This window comes from Mesorhizobium sp. WSM4830, assembly GCF_055811495.1.
This window is the reverse complement of the sequence record NZ_JBVVQI010000013.1, coordinates 1-20,224: the sequence shown is the minus strand read 5'-3', so window position 1 is coordinate 20,224 and position 20,224 is coordinate 1. Positions and strand designations below refer to the sequence as shown.

Sequence of the window (20,224 nt, the reverse complement as noted above, 5' to 3'; positions counted from 1 at the left end):
AGTACCTTGATCAAGCGATTGTGATCGAGCCATCACGGCCACCTGCGCACAAAAAAGAGGCCCGGAAGATTTCCGGGCCTCAAGGCGTGAGCCCTTTCGGGAGCATCACGACGGGATCTTTCCGGCACCGGCAAAACGCCGGTGCCAGCCAATAGCTTTACGGCACCACTTCGCCGTGCTGGCTGATGTCGAGGCCTTCGACCTCTTCCTGGGTGGAAGGACGTAGGCCGACCAGCGCCTTGACGATGTAGAGGATCACGAAGCTGGCAATCGCCGTCCACAGGATGGTGAAGACGATACCGTAGAGCTGCTTGCCGACAGAAGCACCCGAGCCGAGGCTGTTGATCGCCGGATCGGCGAGCACGCCGGTCAGCAATGCGCCGATGATGCCGCCGATGCCGTGCACGCCGAATGCATCGAGCGAGTCGTCATAGCCGAACGCGTGCTTGAGCTTGACGGCCGAGACGTAGCACAGCACGCCGGCTACGATGCCGACGATGAAGGCGCCGGTCGGATTGACGAAACCGGAAGCCGGCGTCACCGCGACCAGACCGGCGACGGCGCCCGAGATGATGCCGAGAACGCTCGGCTTCTTGGCGACGATCCATTCGGCGAACATCCAGGCGAGCGCGGCAGCGGCAGCGGCAACCTGGGTGTTCAGCATCGCGGCACCCGCAAGCCCGTCGGCGGCCAGTTCCGAGCCGGCGTTGAAGCCGAACCAGCCGACCCACAGCAGCGAAGCACCGATGACTGAGTAGACGAGGTTGTGCGGCGCCATGTTGGTGGTGCCGTAGCCTTCACGTTTGCCGAGAACCAGCGCGCAGACCAGGCCGGCAACACCGGCATTGATGTGAACGACCGTGCCGCCGGCGAAATCGAGAACGCCGGCTGTGCCGAGGAAGCCGCCGCCCCACACCCAGTGCGCGATCGGGGCGTAGACCACCAGCAGCCACGCGCCCATGAAGATGAGCAGCGCCGAGAACTTCATGCGTTCGGCGAAGGCGCCGGCAATCAGCGCCGGCGTGATGATGGCGAAGGTCATCTGGAACATCGAGAAGACGAACTCAGGGATGTTCGCCACGCCCGGCAGCCACAGCGACGAGGTGGTGATGCCGTTGTGGAAGAACTTCGAGAAGCCGCCGAGATAGGCATTCATGCCGCCGCCATCCGAGAAGGCCAGCGAGTAGCCGAACATGAACCACAGCACCGTCACCAGGCAGGTGATGGCAAAGCTCTGCATGATGGTGGCGAGCACGTTCTTCTTGCGCACCATGCCGCCATAAAACAGCGCCAGGCCCGGTATGGTCATCATCAGCACCAGCGCCGTCGAGGTCAGCATCCAGGCGGTGTTGCCGGTGTCGAGCGCGGGCGCAGGGGCAGCCGGTGCTGCCGGAGCGGCTTCCTGCGCGAACGCAGCAACCGTGCCCAGTGCAGCGAGAGCGAGCGAGCCCAAAACGGCCGCGCGTCCCGTTATCTTCAAGGTGGAAGGAATATTCATTGAACTCTCCATTGGAATACGTATCCGCAGCTCAAAGCGCGTCGGTGTCTGTTTCGCCGGTGCGAATGCGCACCGCCTGGTCGATGCCGAAAACGAAGATCTTGCCGTCGCCGATCTGGCCGGTCTTGGCCGCCGCGGTGATGGCTTCGACGGCCTTGTCGACCATGTCGACAGCGACCGCGACTTCGATCTTGATCTTCGGCAGGAAGCTGACCGCGTATTCCGCCCCGCGATAGATTTCCGTGTGCCCCTTCTGCCGTCCGTAGCCTTTTACTTCGGTGACGGTCAGGCCCTGGATGCCGACTGCGGTGAGCGCCTCGCGCACCTCGTCGAGCTTGAACGGCTTTATGATTGCCATCACGATCTTCATAAGGTTTCACCCTTTGCTGTTGCGGGTCCCCGCGTTTGCACGACTTCGCCGATCCCCATGAGAGCCGGAGAGTGCCCGCTAGGATTCAAGCTCCGTGCCAATTGCCGAAGCAGGGTGTTAAGCTGTTGTTAAACAACGAAATCGGGAAGGTTTGCCGACTGCCTGTTCACAGTCGCGGCAGTGCATATGCTTAAAAAATAGGCAAATTTCGAAAAATGCCTACTCCGCAGGCGGCCGCTTCAGCCGGATGAGTCCTTCTTGGGCAACCGAGGCGATCAACGTGCCGTCGCGCGCAAACAGCGAGCCGCGGGTAAAGCCTCGCGATCCCTGCGTCGACGGGCTGTCTTGCGTGTACAGCATCCAGTCGTCGAGCGGATGGCTGCGATGGAACCACATGGCGTGGTCGAGGCTCGCCGCCTGGATATCGCGATCGAAAATGGCACGGCCATGGGCAAAGGTCGAGGTGTCGAGCAGCGTCATATCGGAGAGGTAAGCGAGCACGGCCGCCTGCGTGGCGCGGTCGGCCGGCACCGGGCCGGTGGTGCGGATCCAGATGTTCTGCTTCGGCTCGAGCTTTTCCCGGCTGGTATAATGCTTCAGCATCACCGGCTTCATCTCGATCGGCCGGTCGCGCTCCCAATAGCGCTTGATGCCGTCGGGCACCGCTTCGCCGAACTTGCCCAGCAACTCGCGCTGCGACAGCAATGAGTCCGGCGCCGGCACGTCCTGCGGCATCGGCACCTGATGTTCCAGGCCGACCTCATCCTGCTGGAACGAGGCTTCCAGCGAAAAGATCGCCTGGCCGTGCTGGATCGCCACGACGCGGCGCGTGGTGAAGGAGCCGCCGTCACGGATGCGGTCGACCTCGTAGATGATCGGTACCTTGGTGTCGCCCGGCCGCATGAAATAACCGTGCAGCGAGTGCACATGGCGCTCGGGCTCGACCGTTCGCTGCGCGGCGACCAGCGCCTGGGCGATGGTCTGGCCGCCGAAGATGCGCTGCCAGTCGAGCTTGGGGCTGCGACCACGATACAGATTGTGTTCCAGCTGCTCGAGGTCGAGAATGCCGAGAAGCTCGTCCATGGCTGCCGTCATCTTGACCTCGCCGCAAAATTACCATGGCGGTTTCTGACAGGAACAGCGGGCAGTCAAGGGCGGAATGCCCGGCGACAGTCAGGCTGCGAAAGGAATTGCCATGGTGGACAGCAAGAATTCGCTCGACGTTCTGGTCGCCGGCGCCGGCTATATCGGCTTGGCCGCCGCCGTATCGCTGAAGCAGGCGCGGCCGAGCCTTGCCGTTGCCGTCGTCGATGCAGCACCCGCCGGGGTCTGGCAGAAGGACGGCCGCGCCTCGGCGATTGCCGCCGCCGCGTGCCGCATGCTCGACCAGCTTGGCGTCTGGAACGAGATCGCGCCGGAGGCGCAGGCGATCACAGAAATGATCGTCACCGATTCGCGCACATCCGATCCGGTCCGCCCGGTGTTCCTCACCTTCGACGGCGAGGTCGCGCCCGGCGAACCCTTCGCGCATATGGTCGCCAACAAGGATTTGAACGGCGCCCTGCGCCGGCGCGCCGAACAACTCGGCATCGGCATCATCGAAGGCGTCGCCGTCAGCGCCTTCGACATCAACGGTGCCGGCATCACCGTGCATCTTGCCGATGGCGCGACGCTGAAAGCGCGCCTGCTGGTCGCCGCCGACGGCGTCAACTCGAAGCTGCGCGACATGGCCGGCATCAAGACGGTGAAATGGGAGTATGGCCAGTCCGGCATCGTCTGCACGGTGGCGCATGAGCGGCCGCACAACGGCCGCGCCGAAGAGCATTTTCTGCCAGCCGGCCCCTTTGCCACGCTGCCACTCAAGCCGGGCAAGGACGGCACCAACCGTTCGTCGATCGTCTGGGTCGAGCGGTCGCAGGATGCCGAAAAGCTGGTCAGTGGCGACACGCTGGTCCTGGAATATGAGCTCGAGCACCGCTTTGGCCTCAAGCTCGGCGAAATCCATATCGCCGACAAGCCCCGCGCCTGGCCGCTCGGGCTGACCATTGCGCGCGCCTTCGTCGCGCCGCGCATCGCCTTGGCCGGCGATGCCGCCCACGGCATCCACCCGATCGCCGGCCAGGGTCTCAATCTCGGCTTCAAGGACGTGGCGGCGCTGGCGGAAGTGGTGGTCGAGGCCGACCGGCTCGGCCAGGACATCGGCGCGCTGGACGTGCTCGAGCGCTACCAGCAATGGCGGCGTTTCGACACGGTGCAGATGGGCGTCACCACCGATGTGCTGAACCGGCTGTTTTCCAACGATTTCGGCCCGCTGCGCACTTTGCGCGACATCGGCCTCGGCCTTGTCGAACGCATGCCCCGGCTGAAGCGTTTTTTCATCCGCCAGGCGTCCGGTCTGTCCGGCGACACGCCGAAACTATTGAAAGGCGAGGCGATCTAAACAGGCCCTGAAGCTTCCCCAACTTCGTCATCCTTGGGCGTAGCGACGCGAAGCGGAGAGAAGACCCAAGGATGACGAAGCGATCAGGCGTCTCGGCTTAATCGCCATGCGGTCTGCCAAATTTCCGTGTCGGGGAACTTAATTGACCTCGAAGCCCAGCTTCTGGCGCAGCCGCAGCATGCGCTGGTCGGGAATCTGCAGGTTTGGCCCGCCGGCTTCCGCCGCACGGCTGACCATCCGCAGCAGATCGCTCCTTTCGGCCGCGTCGAGCCGTTCGCGCAGGAACGGTGCCAGCTTGTCGATGACGACCGTGGCGTCGTCGATTTGCGATGCCGCCCATTTGGCGTAGATCACCGCTTCATCGGTCTGTTTTTTGTCGGCAATCTCCGAGATCACCGATCGAATGGCAGCTTCGCGTTGCGGCAGCACAGGACCATGTTCGGAGACGATGGCGGTGATCAGCGTCGCGGCGGCGACGACCGGATCGTCGATCGCCGTCAGCGGCGAGAGCGCCGCCTGCTTGCGCAGTTTCTTGCGGCGGACGTTGCCCTGGACGCGGCCAACGACGTCGGCAACCTCACGCGCCGCGTCGTTCATGGTCTTCAGCCGGTACCACCAGAACGCCGCTGCCCCCAGCAGGCCGATTGCAGCAATCAATATATGCATGCCCCAAGATCCCCCAATCTCAGACGACGATAGGAGAAGTATTGCTTCGCTTCAACACGCAAAAGTTGCGCCGATTGAAGAAACGACAGCCTGCGCCAGTCGCCGGCCGCCGACATCCTTACGACCCAGGCACGTTGTAGATCGCCCGCACCTCGATCGTGCCGATTTCGGCCAGCGGAATGCCGCCGGCGATCTCCAGCGCCTCGTCGAGATCCCTGGCCTCGATCATGACGAAACCGAGCAACTGTTCCTTGGTTTCGGCGAAGGGGCCGTCAGTAACCAGCCGCTTGCCCTGGCGCCGGCGCACGGTCTTCGACGTCTGCACCGATTGCAGCGCCTGCGCGATTATCAGGCGGCCGCTTTGCGCCACCGACCTGTCATAGGCCAGCGAATCGGCATCGAGCTTGGCCAGCCTCGCAGGCGTCATTGCGTAGAGATCTTTTTCTTCACCGTAGACCAGGCAAACGTATTTCATCTTTACCTCCATTCCTGGGTTGGACCGTAGGACGAGGCTACGGAAACATTGGCCGGGCCTTTGGCCGCGGCATAGTCGAGCCCCGCTGCATAATCCAGAAAGGACACCGCAATGCCGATGATGGCAATCGCCGCAAGCAGCCGGCCGAAGCCGGAAGGCGGCACGCGCGACCAGTCGGCTTGTTGTTCACCGGCCATGTGGCTGGTGCTCGTCGGGTGAGCAGAAAACAGATTGTTCATGTGGTCCTCCATCCGGCCACCAATTCCATGGCCGCCCGCAGGACGGCCGGGACAGATGGAAGTCGACATTTTTGCACGCATATTTTTTTCGCGATTTTTTGCCCGAGCGATTTTTTGCCTCACCACGATGTGTCACGCTGCGGCCGATACGAAAGCGCGGGTGGCCTTCGCTCCCGCGCGCGCTATAGTCGACTGGATGCCGATCACGGGCTCAATCACGACAATCAAGGAGGAATTGATGGACCGCACCGCCAACGCCGTTTGGAAAGGCAGTTTCAAGGAAGGCAAAGGCACACTCGAAACCCAGAGCGGGACGCTGAAGGGCACGCCCTATTCGGCCAAGATGCGTTTCGAGGACGAGAGCGGCAAATCCGGCACCAACCCGGAAGAGCTGATCGCCGCCGCCCATGCCGGCTGCTACGCCATGCAGCTTTCGCATTTTCTCGCCGAGAACGGCACTCCGGCCGCCGAGCTCGACGCCAAGGCCGTGGTAACGCTGGTTCCCGGCACCGGCATCACCGGCAGCGCGATCACGCTGGTCGGCAAGGTGCCGGGCATCGATGCCGCCAAGTTCAAGGAATTGGCCGAGAAGGCCAAGGCCGAATGCCCGGTTTCAAAAGCGCTCGGCGCCATCAAAGTATCGCTCGACGCCAGGCTCGGGTGAGCCGCGAAACGAACGTCGGCGATCCTTCGTGCCCCCCTCTGCCCTGCCGGGCATCTCCCCCTCAAGTGGGGAGATTGGTAGTTTTGGCGACGGCTCTCGTCCTTCAACCTTGGTGATTGGCGAAAGTGGAGATGACAGCGCAATCTCCCCCCTTGAGGGGGAGATGTCCGGCAGGACAGAGGGGGGCGCTGTCCCGCCGACATTCGAGTGACTATGTAGTGCCTTCGCCGGCCAGCGCGTCGAGGCGGGCGCGCAATGCCGCGACCTCTTGCTCGAGCGCGTGCACGCGCATTTCCAGATCCGACGCCGGCGACGACTGCAGGGGCGCCGAGGCCGCCGACGCCTCCACTGGCCCGCTGAGCAAATGGACATAACGGTCTTCGCGCTGGCCGGGACCACGGTCGATCTGCTGCACCAGCGGCGGCCTGCGGCCGATCAGCAGATCGAGGTTGCCGCGAAGCTCTTCGATCGACGGCAACCGCGCCATGCGCTCGCTTCGTGCCAGCAATTCATAGGCCGTCTGCGGGCCGCGCAGCAGCAACAGGCCGAGCAGCGCGATCTGCGCCGAGGTCAGGGAAAAGCGCTGCGCCACGACATGCTCGTAGCGCTCGACGCGCGACGCGAACACCTGCCTGACGAGGCCCTTCTGCTCCAGCTGGCCAAGCGCCCTTCTGACTTCGCCAAGTTCGACCGACATCACCGGCTCGCGCGCCGTCTTCTGGTTGGCCGCCGCAAGTGCCGCATTGAGCGTCAGCGGATAGACGTCCGGCGTCAGCTCCTTCTTCTCGATCAGGCAGCCGAGCACGCGCGCCTCGACGGGGGAGAGGATGGGAAGGTCGGAGTTGGTCATAGACTATCCTTTCGAACTCGGCGGGACAGCGCCCCCCTCTGCCCTGCCGGGCATCTCCCCCACAAGGAGGGAGATCGGCAGCCTCGCCGACAGCGCGTCATCCTTCAACCTTTGCAGATTGGCGAAAGCCGTGATGACAGCCAATCTCCCCACTCGTGGGGGAGATGTCCGGCAGGACAGAGGGGGGCGCGAAGGATCGCCGCGGATGAGACAATCCCGGCCGCAACCCTAAACCCGTCGCTCCACCATCATCTTCTTGATCTCGGCGATCGCCTTGGCCGGGTTGAGCCCCTTGGGGCAAGTCTGGGCGCAGTTCATGATGGTGTGGCAGCGATAGAGCCGAAACGGGTCTTCGAGATTGTCGAGCCGCTCGCCCGTCGCCTCGTCCCTGGAATCGATCAGCCAGCGATAGGCCTGCAGCAGCGTCGCCGGACCGAGATAGCGCTCGCCGTTCCACCAGTAGCTCGGGCAGGAGGTCGAGCAGCAGGCGCACAATATGCACTCGTAGAGCCCATCGAGCTTTTCGCGGTCCTCATGGCTCTGCAGCCATTCCTTGGCCGGCTCTGGCGACACCGTCTTCAGCCACGGCTCGATCGAGGCGTGCTGGGCGTAGAAATTGGTGAGGTCGGGCACCAGGTCCTTGACCACAGCCATATGCGGCAGCGGATAAACCTTGATCGCGCCGGAAATGTCGTCGCAGCCTTTGGTGCAGGCGAGCGTGTTCGACCCGTCGATGTTCATGGCGCAGGAGCCGCAAATGCCTTCGCGGCAGGAGCGGCGCAGCGTCAACGTCGGGTCGATCTTGTTCTTGATCCAGAGCAGCGCGTCGAGCACCATCGGCCCGCAATCGTCCATGTCGACGAAATACGTGTCCATGCGCGGGTTCTCGTCATCGTCCGGCGACCAGCGGTAGATGCGGTATTCGCGCAGATTGGTCGCGCCCTCCGGCTTCGGCCAGGTTTTTCCGGCCATGATCTTCGAGTTTTTCGGAAGCGTGAGTTCGACCATTACCTCAGGTCCTTTCGGATGACGAGCTTCAGCCCGGACCAGATCTCGTTCACGGCGGCGACCTTGACGTCGACGAGGTCGAGCTTCAGCGCCTCTGTGCGGATAACGTCCTCGGTGACGTCGGTCGGCACTTTCGATGCCTTTTTTGGCCATGACACCCAGACCATGCCGTCCCGCTTGATCGCCGCCTCGACGTCGCCAAGACGGTCCTCGATCTCGACCCGCTGCCGGGTGAAAGCATGCACCGCATCATATTTCTGATGAACGCCCGAAATCGCTGACCAGTTGGCCAGCCGGTCGAGCCCGGCAAAGTCCACGGCTTCGGCAAGGTCGTCCAGTTCGGCCGGCAAGGCGACGAAAGCGGCAATCATCCCGTCCTTCAGGCCGAGCTTGGCCGGAAGGGGCGTGCCGGAATATCCCGCAACCGCCAGCGCCATCGTCAATACACTCTCGCCTTGGGCGCGATCTTGGCCGGGTTGATGCCGCCGTCTGCTTCCTTGAGCAGCGTCTCGGTGTGCACCGGCCGGTAGGTGAGCGCCACCTCGCCGGCCTCGTTGAGCCGAGCCAGCGTATGCTTGCGCCAGTTCGCGTCGTCGCGGGCCGAAAAGTCCTCCCGCGCGTGCGCGCCGCGGCTTTCCTTGCGCGCCTCGGCGCCATAGACGGTGGTGATGGCGTTGGTCATCAGGTTTTCCAGCTCCAGCGTCTCGACCAGGTCGGAGTTCCAGATCATCGAGCGGTCGAACACTTTTACGTCCTTGAGCTCGCCCCAAAGCTGCGAAATGCGCCTGCAGCCGCTTTCCAGCGATTCCTGGGTGCGGAACACCGCTGCGTCCTCCTGCATCGCCTTCTGCATCTTTTCGCGCAAAACCGCTGTCGGCGTCGAGCCGTTGGCGTGACGCAGCCGGTCGAAGCGGTCCATGATCTTTTCGACGGCGGCTTCGTTGGGCGAGGGAATCGCCGATGTGCGGTCGATCACCTGGCCGGCCCGGATCGCCGCCGCACGGCCGAACACCACCAGGTCGATCAGCGAATTCGAACCCAGCCGGTTGGCGCCGTGCACCGAGGCGCAGCCGGCTTCGCCGACCGCCATCAGACCGGGTAACACCTGGTCCGGGTTCAACGCCGTCGGGTTGAGCACCTCGCCCCAGTAATTGGTCGGCACGCCGCCCATATTGTAGTGGACCGTCGGCAGCACCGGGATCGGTTCCTTGGTCAGGTCGACGCCGGCAAAGATCTTTGCCGATTCCGAAATACCGGGAAGTCTCTCGTGCAGAACGGCCGGGTCGAGATGGTCGAGGTGGAGAAAAATATGGTCCTTCTTCGGTCCGACGCCGCGACCTTCACGGATCTCCAGCGTCATACAGCGCGAGACCACGTCTCGGGAAGCCAGATCCTTGGCTGACGGCGCGTAGCGCTCCATGAAGCGCTCGCCCTCGGAATTGACGAGATAGCCGCCCTCGCCGCGGGCACCCTCGGTGATCAGGCAGCCGGCGCCGTAGATGCCGGTCGGGTGGAACTGCACGAACTCCATGTCCTGCAGCGGCAGGCCTGCGCGTGCGGCCATGCCGCCGCCATCGCCGGTGCAGGTATGCGCCGAAGTGGCCGAGAAATAGGCGCGGCCATAGCCGCCTGTCGCCAGCACCACCATCTTGGCCGAAAAGCGGTGGATGGTGCCGTCGTCGAGATTCCAGGCGACGACGCCGGTGCAGGTGCCGTCCGGCTCCATGATCAGGTCGAGGGCAAAATACTCGATGAAGAACTGCGCATTGTGCTTCAGCGACTGGCCGTAGAGCGTGTGCAGCATGGCGTGGCCGGTGCGGTCGGCGGCCGCACAGGTGCGCTGCACCGGCGGCCCCTCGCCGAAATTCATCATCATGCCGCCGAACGGCCGCTGGTAGATTTTCCCGTCCTCGGTGCGGCTGAAGGGAACGCCGTAGTGCTCGAGCTCGTAGACCGCCGCCGGCGCTTCGCGCACCATGTATTCCTGCGCGTCGGTGTCGCCCAGCCAATCCGAGCCCTTGACCGTGTCGAAGAGATGCCACTGCCAGTTGTCGGGGCCCATATTGGCGAGCGAGGCGGCAATGCCGCCCTGCGCCGCAACCGTATGCGAGCGCGTCGGGAACACTTTGGTGATGCAGGCGGTGCGCAGGCCCTGCTCGGCCATGCCGAGCGTGGCGCGCAGGCCGGCGCCGCCGGCGCCGACGACCACGACGTCGAATTTGTGGTCGACATAGCTATAGGCGGAAGCCGTATTGGCGTTCTTCGCGTCCTTGGCCAAAACTCAGCCTCCAAATGCCAGTTTAAGCAGGGCGAAGACCGAGGCGACGCCGACGACTACGGGAAAGAATGTGTTGAGGGCGAGCAGCGCCAGTCTGGTGCCTTCGCCATGCACATAATCTTCGATGATCGCCTGCATGCCGAGCCGCATGTGGTAGAGCACCGACAACAGCACCAGCGCCAGCACCAGTGCCACGAACGGATTGGCGAGTGCGGCGCGCACCTCGAGATAGCTGGCGCCGTTGAGTGCGATCAGGAAGCCGACGAAGAACAGGACCAGCGGGATGTTGGAAATCGCCGTCAGCCGCTGGCGCCAGAAATGGCCGGTGCCCTCGCGGGCGGAACCGAGGCCGCGGACCTTGGCCAGCGGCGTGCGCATGTCGGTGTTCTTGCCGTTCATGTCAGGCTCCCCGCGCCATGTAGCCGGCGATCCAGATCAGCAGCGTCAGCGTGACCGAGCCGGCCAGCGTCGCCCAGGCGATCCTCGAGGCGGTATGCTTTTCCAGCCCTGCCCCAGTGTCCCAGATCAGATGGCGGACACCGCCCAGCATGTGGTGCATCAGCGCCCAGCTGTAGCCGAACAGCACCAGCCGCCCCAGCCACGAGCCGAAGGCCCAGTTGACGGCATTGAAGGTTGCCTCCGAACTCGCCGCTGCCATCAGCCACAGCGCGACCAGCAGCGTGCCGAAATAGAGCGCCCCGCCGGTGATGCGGTGGACGATCGACATCGTCATGGTGATCGGCGGCCGATAGACGGTCAAATGCGGCGAAAGCGGCCGTTCACGTCTGGCAAATTCGCGGGTGGCTGGTGATTTGCTCATGGCTCCCCCAGTTCGGCGTCTCTGGAGTCTCAGGTAGGAATGCGGCATTGCCGCTTCCGGTTGCGACTTCGGACAGCCGGTTTCTAATGCTCTTTTTGCACCGCGTCAAAGCCGGAAAACCGTTTCGAAAACGTAATTTAGTCTGATGAAAGCAAGGCTTTCAGCTTCAATCGATTAGGGCTGTTGCCTTGAGCCGGCACAATGTCGCTGCACTGCAAAATATGGCTGCCACAAGGGGCGGATCAGCGTTTACAGGCCAGCGGTGATGCACCGCCCTTCATCACCAGCGCATCACGCCCATCGATCACGATTGCGTCATGCGCCTCGCCGTAGCGGCTGGTCTGATTGGCCGGTGAGGCCGGCAGCTCGGCGCTGGTGCCGTCGGGGCCGAGCACGCGCACCGACGTGCCGAGGTTCTCGATGGTCATCACGCTACCGTCGGCGCATTTGTAGGTTGCAGTGCGCGGCTGCCGTGCCGTCGGTTCGCTAGCGGCGGGAGCAAGCGACACGGAAGCGGCGGGCGTATTGCCGAGCTTGGGCGCGCTGGTCTGCGGCGCGCAGGCGGCGGCGGCTAGCAGCGGCGGAATGGCCAGCGCCATCCGAAACGTGCGGCGTAATCTCATGCTGCTTTTCTCCCGCGCATCGAACCCGCCGCGATGCTCCGGCAAGCCCCCGGATTTTCATGCTTTTTGAGTCGCGCTCGATGCCGGCGATGGTGGGAACACGGCATGGCCGAATGATGGCCGGTGGGTGCTCGAAATTAACCATGTTTTCCGAGACCTCGCCCCGGCTGCGGTTGCCCTCTTAACAAAGGTTAATAAAAGGTTAATTTCTGATTCGAGGAGGCTTGCCTCTCAGCAAAGGAGCAGCACGCCATGCATTCGAATTCAGCAGGATCGCGCCTTCCCTGGTTCCTAGTGGCGGCGCTCGCCCTCGGCATCGCCACACCAGCACTCGCCGGGACGCGTCACCACGACCGCGTCTATGCCGATTCCTTCGGCAATCTCGTCATCGACAGCGCCGCCGGCTACAAGCGTATCCTCGTTGGCGAGGGCAAGCTCGCCAAGGAATTGTCCGCCTACACCAGCGCCGGCCAGCCCGACGTGATCTACGAGAATGAATCGGACGATGTCCGCGGCGGCGACTGCTACAGGCCGCCGGTTTTCGTCAAGGGCCGCAGCTATATGTACGGCCTCTCCGACGGCGAAATGCCGGAGCTCAGCCCCTGCCGCTGACGGCCACGCCGCCCTTTGTCGACGGCGCCGGCAGGGCAACAGCCGACCCCACCGAGACACGCACGCAATCGCGGCCGCTGCCCTTCGCCTGATAGAGCGCTTTGTCGGCGCGCCGCAGCAGGTCGGAAAAGCTTTCGCCCGGACCAAGCTCGGCAACGCCGAAGCTGGCACTGCAGCGGTGATCCGCCGGCAGGCAGTCGATCGGCGTGGCACCGAAGGCGCTGCGCGTGCCCTCGGCAAAGAGCCGGGCGGCGGCCAGATTGGTCCCCGGCAGGAAAATAGCGAATTCCTCGCCGCCGATACGGCCGGCGACGTGATGGTCGGCTGCTGCATCGCGGAGAAAACCGGCAAAGGTCTCGATGACCCGATCGCCGGACGCGTGGCCGTAAGTATCGTTGATGCGCTTGAAATGGTCGAGATCGGCAATGACCAGTGCCGCTGGAGCGGCCCGCCGCATGGCGTCGCGCAGCGCGATCTCGGCATGGCGCTCGAAGCCGCCACGGTTGAGCAGCCGTGAAAGCGTATCGGTTTCCGATTTCGACGTCGCCTCGGCGAGCACGTCGCGGACCAGGATAGCCATCGTCACCAGCGCAAGCGCCAGGCCGAACACGGTGCCGATCGACTGCGAGACCAACGCGTAGCTGGTCTGCGCATAAGATTGCGGGTTGGCACCCCAGCCGCCGAGCGCATGGGCGATGAAGGGTTTGCTGGCGAACTGCAAAGTGCTGGCCGCCAGGACCGCCATGAGCATATTGTCGAGCCGCTCGCGTCTTTGCCTGGACGACAAGACGATCGCCAGCCCGGTGAATTGCATGGCCGCATAGGGAAGCTGATAGGCCGCCATTCGCACAAAGGATTGGCGTGGCAGGTCCTGGACGAAGTAGACCGCGAGGGTGGCGAAGACCAGGAAGAACAGCATCAGCGGCCAAGGCGGCGAAACGCGGTATTTATGGGCAAGCCCGCCATTGAAGGCGACGGTTGCGCCAAGGAAGGCGGCAAAGGCGGCGACAACCACGGGGCGCGCATTGTCGAAGGCAGGAATGCTGAACTCGATCGCGAAATAAGCCATGCCGAGCACATAGCCGAACGCCAGCCAGCGCGCCGAAACCCGGCCGGCGTCATAGACCGCGATCGTGATGAAGGCCGCCGCCAGCAGCCCGGCAACGAACAGGTTGATCACCAGGATGAAATTAGCGCTGCCCATGGCGTTTTTGGCACTCCCCGCCGAACAGCAAATCACCGAGGCGCGAAAAAGACGTTAATTCGACGCCGCCGCTGACGCTTAGCCGGCATTGGTCCGATTGGGAAGGACGACCGTTTCAGGCCGCTGGTAGGATAGGCACACGCTGTCGCGGCCATTCCCCTTGGCTTTGTAGAGCGCTTCATCGGCGCGCCGCATCAGCGGGTCCAGCCCTTCGTCGCCGGTACGGGCGGCCACGCCGAAGCTCGCGGTCACTCTTGTGTCGGGCGGAAGCCCGTCGATTCTGCCCGCCGAATAGAGCGTGCGAATGGTTTCGGCAAACAGTCTTGCCGCGCCAAGGTCGCTGAGCGGCAAAAGCACGGCAAACTCCTCGCCGCCGATGCGGCCGGCAACGCCACCCGTGCCTGCAGCCGATAGAAGCTTGGCTGCGAAGTCGGCGATGACGCGATCCCCGGCTGCGTGGCCATACTGATCGTTGAGTGCCTTGAAATGATCGAGATCGGCCAGCACCAGCGTAACCGGCAACCGCGCCGTGGCACAGTGCTGCAGGACAAGCGTGGCACGCTCTTCGAAACCGCGGCGGTTGAGCAGCCCCGACAGCGGGTCTGTCAGGGTTTCGGTCTTCAGGGCCTTCATCACATCGAGCGCGGCGGCGCCGAACAGGCGAAGTGCAATAAGCAGCGACAGCAATGCATGCGACAGCAGCGCCGTCGTCCAGTAGGACGAGGTGTAGAGCCCTTCATAGCTGGCGAACGGCCCATGCGCGATGACGACGGCAAGGGTCCGCGCCAGGAAGTTCAGGCCGGAAAGCAGCGACAGCACGAACAAGATCATTTCCGTCGGGCCGTTGTTGCGCACCACGCGCAACTCGGCGGCGACAACCAGGCTGATGCCGCCGAAGCTGAAATTGATTGCAAGGATGCGCCAGGTGAGATCCGGCCGGGCAAAAAGAAACCACGAGAACGCGGCCAGTCCGCCGCAGGCCAGAATGCCGACCGCCGGGTAAGGCACGCGCCGCCCGTAGCGCGCAATGACCGCGCCGGCGAGACAGCAGGTGGCAAGGGTGAAGCACAGGATCGAGATAAGCTTGGTCGGCGCCATGCCGACCGGCAAAGTAAAATACTGGAGCAGGAAGCCTGCGGCCGAGGCCGAGTAGCCCGCCGCCAGCACAGCCAGATAGGGACGGTGACGCTGATAGAACCACAGCACGAGAAATGCCGTGCCGAGTGTGAGGGCGATAGCTGGATTGAGCAGCGCTATGAGCAGTCCGGTGTCCAAGCGCTGTAATTTCCCCTCGCTTCCCTCAGGAGACGTTAGAGCGGAAGCCCAAACAAGCGGTTAAGCGAAAGCGAATATACGACAGGTGCGTCGACAAAGCCGCTGGCCGGAACCGCGAACGGCGAGCGGCGTTTCACGACGGCAAACCAGGAGACGCTCCGATGGCCGACACGATCATGCTCACCGATCACGAAGCAATTCGCTCATGGGCCGCGGCGCGCGCCGGCTTTCCGGCGATCGTCGACGTGTCGCCCGAAGCCGGAACGCAGCCCATGCTGAGGCTGGTCTTCGGCCAGCATGCCTATCAGGACCAGGATGAGGCCGAACGCCCGGTCAATGCCGGCGGCTATGAACTGGTCGAATGGGACGAATGGTTCAAACTCTTCGACGAGCGCGAACTGGCGCTGGTCGTCGCAAAGGATCAACCCGGCCGCCGTGAGGGATTCCACGAATTCGTAAGACGGCCCGGCTGAAGAATGCCCGAACCGCATTGCGGCTCGGGCACCTATATCCGATTGCGCGCGCCCGCCCTATTTCCACTCGCGGATGTCGACGAAATGGCCGGCGATCGCCGCCGCCGCGGCCATTGCCGGCGACACCAGATGCGTTCGGCCCTTGAAGCCTTGGCGCCCTTCGAAATTGCGGTTCGAAGTCGAGGCGCAGCGCTCATGCGGCTTCAGCCGGTCGTCGTTCATGGCAAGGCACATCGAGCAGCCCGGCTCGCGCCAGTCGAAGCCGGCGGCGACAAAGATCTTGTCGAGGCCTTCGGCCTCGGCCTGTTCCTTGACCAGGCCGGAGCCCGGAACGATCATCGCACTGACCCGCGGGTTGACCTTCTTGCCCTCGATCACCTTGGCGGCGGCGCGCAGATCCTCGATGCGGCCATTGGTGCAGGAGCCGATGAAGACGCGATCGAGTTCGATATCGGTGATCTTGGTGCCCGGCTTCAGGCCCATATAGTCGAGTGCGCGTTGCTTGGACGTGCGCTTGTTCTCGTCGGTGATGTCGTCCGGGTTCGGCACGATGCCTTGCACCGAGACCACGTCCTCGGGCGATGAGCCCCAGGAGACGATCGGCGGCAGTTTTGCCGCGTCGAGCACGACCACCTTGTCGAAATGCGCGCCTTCGTCGGACTGCAGCGTCTTCCAGTAGGCGAGCGCGGCATCCCAGGCATCGCCCTTGGGGGCGCGCGGCTTGTCCTTGACATAGGCGAAGGTGGTCTCGTCGGGCGCGATCAGCCCGGCGCGCGCGCCGGCTTCGATCGACATGTTGCAGATCGTCATGCGGCCTTCCATCGACAGCGCACGGATCGCCTCGCCGGCATATTCGATGACATAGCCGGTGCCGCCGGCCGTGCCGATCTCGCCGATGATGGCCAGGATGATGTCCTTGGCGGTGACGCCTTCCGGCAGTGCGCCGTCGACGCGCACCAGCATGTTCTTGGCCTTGCGCTGGATCAGCGTCTGCGTCGCCAGCACATGCTCGACTTCAGAGGTGCCGATGCCATGCGCCAGCGCCCCGAACGCGCCATGCGTCGAGGTGTGGCTGTCGCCGCAGACGATGGTCATGCCGGGCAGCGTAAAGCCTTGCTCGGGACCGATGATGTGGACGATGCCCTGGCGGATATCCTTCTCGGAATAGTATTCGATACCGAAATCCTTGGCGTTCTTGGCCAACGCCTCGACCTGGATGCGGCTTTCCTCGTTCTTGATGCCGAACTTGCGTTCCGGCGAGGTCGACACATTGTGGTCGACCACGGCCAGCGTCTTTTCCGGATGCCGAACCTTGCGGCCGGTCATGCGCAGGCCTTCGAATGCCTGCGGGCTGGTGACTTCGTGGACCAGATGGCGGTCGATATAGAGCAGGCATGTGCCGTCGTCCTGGCGGTCGACGACATGGTCGTCGAAAATCTTGTCGTAGAGGGTGCGCGGTGCGCTCATTTGCGTAAATCCGTCGATTTAAAAAGGGAAAAGGACGCCGGTCGGCCCGGCGAAACAGCCTGGCGAGTCCGCCCTAGCTAAGTCGGCTGGTCAGCGTCCCGCAGACGCGCGCGGAAAATCGCGACGGCAGGCGTTTTCTGTCCTGCAGCACGAAACCCTTATAGGCCGGATCGCCAAAAAGCTCTTCCATGGCGCTGCTCATATCAATGTTTTGGCTTTTCAGCAATCGGCGGGTGGCGATGCGGCTTTCCTTCCCCCCTTGTGGGGGAAGGTGAATCGGCGCGCAGCGCCGAGACGGATGAGGGGTGTTGGACGGATCGCCGTCATGCCAAGCTGGAACACCCCTCATCCGACCGAGCTTCGCTCGGCCACCTTCTCCCACAAGGGGAGAAGGGAAGCGCCGCCGCTCACAGCACCTCGAACACAAACGTTTTCACCAGCGCCTCGGGCTCGCCGATCGCATAGCAGCGGAACCATGGGCTCTCCTCGACCGGCCGCCATTTTTTCGCCTGCTCCAGTTCGCCAAACACGGCCTTGAACCCGCCGCTTTCAAACACCTGGTCACGGACCGTAAAGATGGCGTGGCCGCCCTTCCTGGTGATGCGTACCAGTTCATGCAGGCCCGACGCCGGTGCGTGGCTGATGGTGAACACGCCGGTCGAGAAGAAGGCGCGGAAATACCCGTCCGCCCAGGGCAATGGCCCGCCGAGCATCGCCTGTTCCAGCTCGCTGTAGGCCTGCCGGCTGCCGGCGATTTTCAGCATGTCCTGCGACAGGTCGAGCCCGGCAATGTCGTGGTAGCCGAGCGCCTTGAGCGACGGCCCCGACAGGCCGGTGCCGCAGCCGGCGTCGAGCAGCGGTCCTTCGCCCGGCGGTACGTGGCGCGCCACCCAGGCGGTGATCAGGAACGGCAGGAGATAGCCGAGTGCCGCGGTTTCGCCGTCATAGGTCGCGGCCCATTCCGCATAGGCCTTGGCGAGCGCCTCAGGCGTGTCGGCCGTGTAAACCGCTTCCAGCGCCGCATTGGCCTTGTCGATGATCATGGGTCCTCCCCGGTCGCGTCCGCTCGATGGTAGCGCCGATTTCGCCTGCCTTCTATTGCCCATTCTGGTGGCGCAGCCGCTTCTCCAGCGCCCGCAGGGCCAGCGACAAGCCGACAGTCAGCATGAGATAGATATAGGCGACGATCGAATAGGTTTCGAAGAAGCGGAACGAGCCGGCGGCATAGATCTTGCCCATCTGGGTGATGTCGGCGACGCCGAGCACCGAGACCAGCGAGGAATCCTTGACCATGGCGACGAAATCATTGCCGAGCGGCGGCAGGATAGTGCGGATCGCCTGCGGAAAGATGACCAGCCGGAAGCGCTGCGTGCGCGTCAGCCCGAGCGCCTTCGCCGCCTCGATCTGGCCCTTCTCGACAGCCTGGATACCGGCGCGGAACACCTCCGAGATGAAGGCGGAATAGCCGATGGTCAGCGCCATGACGGCGCGCCATAAAAGCGACACGTCGCGTACCAGCAGCTCACCGAAGAGGCCGGCGCTTTGCAGCGGCGCCGTCAGCGCGTTCCATGCCGCGACGAAGGCCGGCGCGCCGGCAAAGGCGATCCAGAACAACAGCACCAGCATCGGCACGCCGCGGATGATCTCGACATAGAAGCGGGCGATCTGGCTGAGCGAGCGTGAGCCCGACAGGCCCATCAGCGCGACGCCGAGGCCGATCGCGCAAGCCAGCGCGAAGGCGACCACAGTGACGAAGATGGTGACGCCGATGCCCTTGGCGACGGTCGCGAACACCTGGGCATAGAGGTCGCTGGCAGCGATGAAGATGGCGGCGGCCAAGGCGATCGCCACGGCCACGGCAAGCCACCACGGGAAGTCGGATTTGGCGGTGGAGGATGCGGGAGGCATCAGGTGACGCCTGCCAAGAGAACGTCGGGGGGACGGCGCTCTACGGCGCCCCCCTCTGTCCTGCCGGACATCTCCCCCACAAGGGGGGAGATCGCTTGTTGCGACTGCTTCCGCCAATCTACGATGTTGAAAAGGGTGCGTCTTCGCAGAAGCCGCCAATCTCCCCCCTCGTGGGGGAGATGTCCGGCAGGACAGAGGGGGGCGCGAAGGAACGAAGTCAGTGCGAATTTCTGCCCATGACCGTCACGCAAGACGCGCAACAAGCGGGCCTACTGCCCCATCTTGTAATCAAGGAACCACTTCTTGTTGAGCGCGTCGAGCGTACCGTCGGCTTTGAGCGCGGCGATCGCCGCGTTGACCGGCTTCACCAGGTCGGAGCCCTTGGGGAAGATGAAGCCGAAATCCTCGGTGCCGAGCGGCCCGCCGATCAGCTTCAGCCCGCCATTGGACGCATCGACATAGCCCTTGCCGGCAGTGCCGTCGGTGAGCACGACGTCGACGTCGCCGGCCTTCAGCGCCTGCACCGTCGCGCCGAATGTCTCGAACAGCTTGATGCGCGGGTTCTGCTCATTGCCGTCGAGCACGCTGTAGACGGCGGTGTAGAACGGCGTGGTGCCGGCCTGCGCGCCGATCAGCCCATCCTTGAAGGCGGCGAACGTCTTGGCATCGCTGAAGCGCTTCTCGTCGCCGCGCACCAGCATGAACTGCTCCGAGCGCATGTAGGGGTCAGAGAAATCGACCTTCTGCTTGCGGTCATCCTTGATGGTGATGCCGGTCATGCCGATGTTGTACTGGTTGTCGGAAACCGCCTGGATCATCGCGTCCCAGGAGGTATTCTGGTACTCGACCTTGAAGTTCAGCCGCTTGGCAATCTCGTTCATCGCGTCATATTCCCAACCGATCTGCTTGCCGGTCTTGGCATCGATGAACTGCAGCGGCGGATAGGCATTTTCAGTCACCACCACCACTTTCTTGCCGCCGAGGTCGGGCAGCGCCTGCGCCAGGGCCGCGACAGGCACGAGAAGGCAAGCCAGCAGGCCGGCCAGCAGCAGTTTCGAATTGATCATGACGATGCTCCCCAGGAACTGAACCGCCTCGATCGGCCGAGGCATGCAGGAAATCCGGCGCCGACTTTAGCTTTCCGCCGGCGCCTTGCAAGCCGCTCCGATGCGGCGTTCGGCACGAAAATGGATTCCAATGCTTTCAACGGCGGCATTACGGAACGATCCGTATCGATTGCGGCCGACGCAGTCCGGCAAAATAGAATCCGCCTCGCGAATCGGGATAGGGGGGAGCTTCGCAGTTCCTCCCCTCCCACACCACCCTGCGTACGGGTCCGTACAGGGCGGTTCGG

The 20,224-nt window shown here is 63.6% G+C and carries 23 protein-coding genes; 4 read left to right on the top strand and 19 right to left on the bottom strand.

Going from position 1 to position 20,224, the window contains the following annotated elements; translation table 11 throughout:
- Positions 1-157 precede the first annotated feature (157 nt).
- The 3 genes from AC0L2Y_RS17720 to tesB all read right to left on the bottom strand — a co-directional run bounded on the left by AC0L2Y_RS17720 (position 158) and on the right by tesB (position 2,963).
- Positions 158-1,480 (bottom strand): ammonium transporter, encoded by a 1,323-nt coding sequence (locus AC0L2Y_RS17720; protein ID WP_352480032.1) that lies wholly within the window; start codon positions 1,478-1,480, stop codon positions 158-160.
- Positions 1,481-1,529: 49 nt separating this feature from the next.
- Complete coding sequence (locus tag AC0L2Y_RS17715) at positions 1,530-1,868, bottom strand: P-II family nitrogen regulator (RefSeq protein ID WP_023679755.1); 339 nt, start codon at positions 1,866-1,868, stop codon at positions 1,530-1,532.
- 219 nt (positions 1,869-2,087) lie between these two features.
- Positions 2,088-2,963 carry an acyl-CoA thioesterase II gene (gene tesB, locus AC0L2Y_RS17710; RefSeq protein WP_473558196.1) on the bottom strand — a complete coding sequence of 292 codons (876 nt, stop codon included), beginning with the start codon at positions 2,961-2,963 and terminating at the stop codon, positions 2,088-2,090.
- A gap of 100 nt (positions 2,964-3,063) precedes the next feature.
- Between tesB and AC0L2Y_RS17705 the strand changes: the two genes are divergently transcribed.
- Complete coding sequence (locus AC0L2Y_RS17705) at positions 3,064-4,308, top strand: ubiquinone biosynthesis hydroxylase (RefSeq protein WP_352493191.1); 1,245 nt, start codon at positions 3,064-3,066, stop codon at positions 4,306-4,308.
- 138 nt (positions 4,309-4,446) lie between these two features.
- On the opposite strand, the gene AC0L2Y_RS17700 is transcribed toward AC0L2Y_RS17705, so the two are convergent.
- The 3 genes from AC0L2Y_RS17700 to AC0L2Y_RS17690 form a co-directional block, all read right to left on the bottom strand.
- Positions 4,447-4,974, bottom strand: coding sequence for a hypothetical protein (locus AC0L2Y_RS17700; RefSeq protein WP_352567453.1), 528 nt, complete (start codon positions 4,972-4,974; stop codon positions 4,447-4,449).
- Positions 4,975-5,092: 118 nt separating this feature from the next.
- A complete protein-coding gene (locus AC0L2Y_RS17695) occupies positions 5,093-5,449 on the bottom strand; it encodes a YciI family protein (RefSeq protein ID WP_473558193.1) in 357 nt (118 codons plus the stop codon).
- Between the two features lie 2 nt (positions 5,450-5,451).
- Complete coding sequence (locus tag AC0L2Y_RS17690) at positions 5,452-5,688, bottom strand: hypothetical protein (protein WP_473558190.1); 237 nt, start codon at positions 5,686-5,688, stop codon at positions 5,452-5,454.
- 238 nt (positions 5,689-5,926) lie between these two features.
- Here AC0L2Y_RS17690 and AC0L2Y_RS17685 point away from each other — a divergent pair, with 238 nt between their 5' ends.
- Positions 5,927-6,352 carry an OsmC family protein gene (locus AC0L2Y_RS17685; RefSeq protein WP_352643715.1) on the top strand — a complete coding sequence of 142 codons (426 nt, stop codon included), beginning with the start codon at positions 5,927-5,929 and terminating at the stop codon, positions 6,350-6,352.
- A gap of 211 nt (positions 6,353-6,563) precedes the next feature.
- Here the strand turns inward: AC0L2Y_RS17685 and AC0L2Y_RS17680 are convergent, their stop codons facing one another.
- The 7 genes from AC0L2Y_RS17680 to AC0L2Y_RS17650 all read right to left on the bottom strand — a co-directional run bounded on the left by AC0L2Y_RS17680 (position 6,564) and on the right by AC0L2Y_RS17650 (position 11,931).
- A complete protein-coding gene (locus AC0L2Y_RS17680; RefSeq protein ID WP_473558189.1) occupies positions 6,564-7,202 on the bottom strand; it encodes a YceH family protein in 639 nt (212 codons plus the stop codon).
- A 228-nt stretch (positions 7,203-7,430) separates the two neighbouring features.
- Complete coding sequence (locus AC0L2Y_RS17675; protein WP_292663232.1) at positions 7,431-8,210, bottom strand: succinate dehydrogenase iron-sulfur subunit; 780 nt, start codon at positions 8,208-8,210, stop codon at positions 7,431-7,433.
- Positions 8,210-8,647, bottom strand: a complete 438-nt coding sequence (locus tag AC0L2Y_RS17670) for a DUF3052 family protein (protein ID WP_352493190.1) — start codon at positions 8,645-8,647, stop codon at positions 8,210-8,212. Before AC0L2Y_RS17670 ends, AC0L2Y_RS17675 begins: the two co-directional genes overlap by 1 nt.
- Positions 8,648-8,649: 2 nt before the next feature.
- Positions 8,650-10,488 carry a succinate dehydrogenase flavoprotein subunit gene (gene sdhA, locus AC0L2Y_RS17665; RefSeq protein ID WP_473558186.1) on the bottom strand — a complete coding sequence of 613 codons (1,839 nt, stop codon included), beginning with the start codon at positions 10,486-10,488 and terminating at the stop codon, positions 8,650-8,652.
- A gap of 3 nt (positions 10,489-10,491) precedes the next feature.
- Positions 10,492-10,887 carry a succinate dehydrogenase, hydrophobic membrane anchor protein gene (sdhD, locus tag AC0L2Y_RS17660; protein WP_292663226.1) on the bottom strand — a complete coding sequence of 132 codons (396 nt, stop codon included), beginning with the start codon at positions 10,885-10,887 and terminating at the stop codon, positions 10,492-10,494.
- Between the two features lies 1 nt (position 10,888).
- Positions 10,889-11,308 carry a succinate dehydrogenase, cytochrome b556 subunit gene (gene sdhC, locus AC0L2Y_RS17655; protein ID WP_292663224.1) on the bottom strand — a complete coding sequence of 140 codons (420 nt, stop codon included), beginning with the start codon at positions 11,306-11,308 and terminating at the stop codon, positions 10,889-10,891.
- Between the two features lie 242 nt (positions 11,309-11,550).
- Positions 11,551-11,931 carry a hypothetical protein gene (locus AC0L2Y_RS17650; RefSeq protein WP_473558184.1) on the bottom strand — a complete coding sequence of 127 codons (381 nt, stop codon included), beginning with the start codon at positions 11,929-11,931 and terminating at the stop codon, positions 11,551-11,553.
- 252 nt (positions 11,932-12,183) lie between these two features.
- Between AC0L2Y_RS17650 and AC0L2Y_RS17645 the strand changes: the two genes are divergently transcribed.
- Positions 12,184-12,543 (top strand): hypothetical protein, encoded by a 360-nt coding sequence (locus AC0L2Y_RS17645; protein ID WP_473558182.1) that lies wholly within the window; start codon positions 12,184-12,186, stop codon positions 12,541-12,543.
- Here the strand turns inward: AC0L2Y_RS17645 and AC0L2Y_RS17640 are convergent.
- Both AC0L2Y_RS17640 and AC0L2Y_RS17635 read right to left on the bottom strand, forming a co-directional pair.
- Positions 12,527-13,747: a GGDEF domain-containing protein gene (locus tag AC0L2Y_RS17640; protein ID WP_473558180.1), complete on the bottom strand. Its 1,221-nt coding sequence runs from the start codon at positions 13,745-13,747 to the stop codon at positions 12,527-12,529. The genes AC0L2Y_RS17645 and AC0L2Y_RS17640 overlap by 17 nt on opposite strands.
- Before the next feature lie 78 nt (positions 13,748-13,825).
- Positions 13,826-15,022: a GGDEF domain-containing protein gene (locus tag AC0L2Y_RS17635; RefSeq protein ID WP_473558178.1), complete on the bottom strand. Its 1,197-nt coding sequence runs from the start codon at positions 15,020-15,022 to the stop codon at positions 13,826-13,828.
- A 161-nt stretch (positions 15,023-15,183) separates the two neighbouring features.
- Here AC0L2Y_RS17635 and AC0L2Y_RS17630 point away from each other — a divergent pair, with 161 nt between their 5' ends.
- Complete coding sequence (locus AC0L2Y_RS17630; RefSeq protein ID WP_473558175.1) at positions 15,184-15,495, top strand: hypothetical protein; 312 nt, start codon at positions 15,184-15,186, stop codon at positions 15,493-15,495.
- 57 nt (positions 15,496-15,552) lie between these two features.
- Here AC0L2Y_RS17630 and leuC read toward each other — a convergent pair whose 3' ends face one another.
- The 4 genes from leuC to AC0L2Y_RS17610 form a co-directional block, all read right to left on the bottom strand.
- On the bottom strand, positions 15,553-16,962 hold the full coding sequence (leuC, locus tag AC0L2Y_RS17625) for a 3-isopropylmalate dehydratase large subunit (protein WP_473558173.1): 1,410 nt from the start codon (positions 16,960-16,962) through the stop codon (positions 15,553-15,555).
- 407 nt (positions 16,963-17,369) lie between these two features.
- Positions 17,370-18,005: a class I SAM-dependent DNA methyltransferase gene (locus AC0L2Y_RS17620; RefSeq protein WP_473558171.1), complete on the bottom strand. Its 636-nt coding sequence runs from the start codon at positions 18,003-18,005 to the stop codon at positions 17,370-17,372.
- A gap of 52 nt (positions 18,006-18,057) precedes the next feature.
- Positions 18,058-18,870, bottom strand: coding sequence for an amino acid ABC transporter permease (locus AC0L2Y_RS17615; protein WP_473558169.1), 813 nt, complete (start codon positions 18,868-18,870; stop codon positions 18,058-18,060).
- Positions 18,871-19,139: 269 nt separating this feature from the next.
- Positions 19,140-19,937 carry a transporter substrate-binding domain-containing protein gene (locus AC0L2Y_RS17610; RefSeq protein ID WP_352468079.1) on the bottom strand — a complete coding sequence of 266 codons (798 nt, stop codon included), beginning with the start codon at positions 19,935-19,937 and terminating at the stop codon, positions 19,140-19,142.
- Between the last annotated feature and the right edge of the window lie 287 nt (positions 19,938-20,224).

Coding starts and splice junctions, on each gene's coding strand:
- AC0L2Y_RS17705 (WP_352493191.1), top strand. CDS start 3,064: ATGGTGGACAGCAAGAATTCGCTCGACGTTCTGGTCGCCGGCGCCGGC.
- AC0L2Y_RS17630 (WP_473558175.1), top strand. CDS start 15,184: ATGGCCGACACGATCATGCTCACCGATCACGAAGCAATTCGCTCATGG.
- AC0L2Y_RS17690 (WP_473558190.1), bottom strand. CDS start 5,688: ATGAACAATCTGTTTTCTGCTCACCCGACGAGCACCAGCCACATGGCC.
- AC0L2Y_RS17670 (WP_352493190.1), bottom strand. CDS start 8,647: ATGGCGCTGGCGGTTGCGGGATATTCCGGCACGCCCCTTCCGGCCAAG.
- AC0L2Y_RS17715 (WP_023679755.1), bottom strand. CDS start 1,868: ATGAAGATCGTGATGGCAATCATAAAGCCGTTCAAGCTCGACGAGGTG.
- AC0L2Y_RS17620 (WP_473558171.1), bottom strand. CDS start 18,005: ATGATCATCGACAAGGCCAATGCGGCGCTGGAAGCGGTTTACACGGCC.
- AC0L2Y_RS17610 (WP_352468079.1), bottom strand. CDS start 19,937: ATGATCAATTCGAAACTGCTGCTGGCCGGCCTGCTGGCTTGCCTTCTC.
- AC0L2Y_RS17700 (WP_352567453.1), bottom strand. CDS start 4,974: ATGCATATATTGATTGCTGCAATCGGCCTGCTGGGGGCAGCGGCGTTC.
- AC0L2Y_RS17650 (WP_473558184.1), bottom strand. CDS start 11,931: ATGAGATTACGCCGCACGTTTCGGATGGCGCTGGCCATTCCGCCGCTG.
- AC0L2Y_RS17675 (WP_292663232.1), bottom strand. CDS start 8,210: ATGGTCGAACTCACGCTTCCGAAAAACTCGAAGATCATGGCCGGAAAA.
- AC0L2Y_RS17640 (WP_473558180.1), bottom strand. CDS start 13,747: ATGGGCAGCGCTAATTTCATCCTGGTGATCAACCTGTTCGTTGCCGGG.
- AC0L2Y_RS17615 (WP_473558169.1), bottom strand. CDS start 18,870: ATGCCTCCCGCATCCTCCACCGCCAAATCCGACTTCCCGTGGTGGCTT.
- tesB (WP_473558196.1), bottom strand. CDS start 2,963: ATGACGGCAGCCATGGACGAGCTTCTCGGCATTCTCGACCTCGAGCAG.
- AC0L2Y_RS17695 (WP_473558193.1), bottom strand. CDS start 5,449: ATGAAATACGTTTGCCTGGTCTACGGTGAAGAAAAAGATCTCTACGCA.
- AC0L2Y_RS17685 (WP_352643715.1), top strand. CDS start 5,927: ATGGACCGCACCGCCAACGCCGTTTGGAAAGGCAGTTTCAAGGAAGGC.
- AC0L2Y_RS17645 (WP_473558182.1), top strand. CDS start 12,184: ATGCATTCGAATTCAGCAGGATCGCGCCTTCCCTGGTTCCTAGTGGCG.
- sdhC (WP_292663224.1), bottom strand. CDS start 11,308: ATGAGCAAATCACCAGCCACCCGCGAATTTGCCAGACGTGAACGGCCG.
- AC0L2Y_RS17680 (WP_473558189.1), bottom strand. CDS start 7,202: ATGACCAACTCCGACCTTCCCATCCTCTCCCCCGTCGAGGCGCGCGTG.
- leuC (WP_473558173.1), bottom strand. CDS start 16,962: ATGAGCGCACCGCGCACCCTCTACGACAAGATTTTCGACGACCATGTC.
- sdhD (WP_292663226.1), bottom strand. CDS start 10,887: ATGAACGGCAAGAACACCGACATGCGCACGCCGCTGGCCAAGGTCCGC.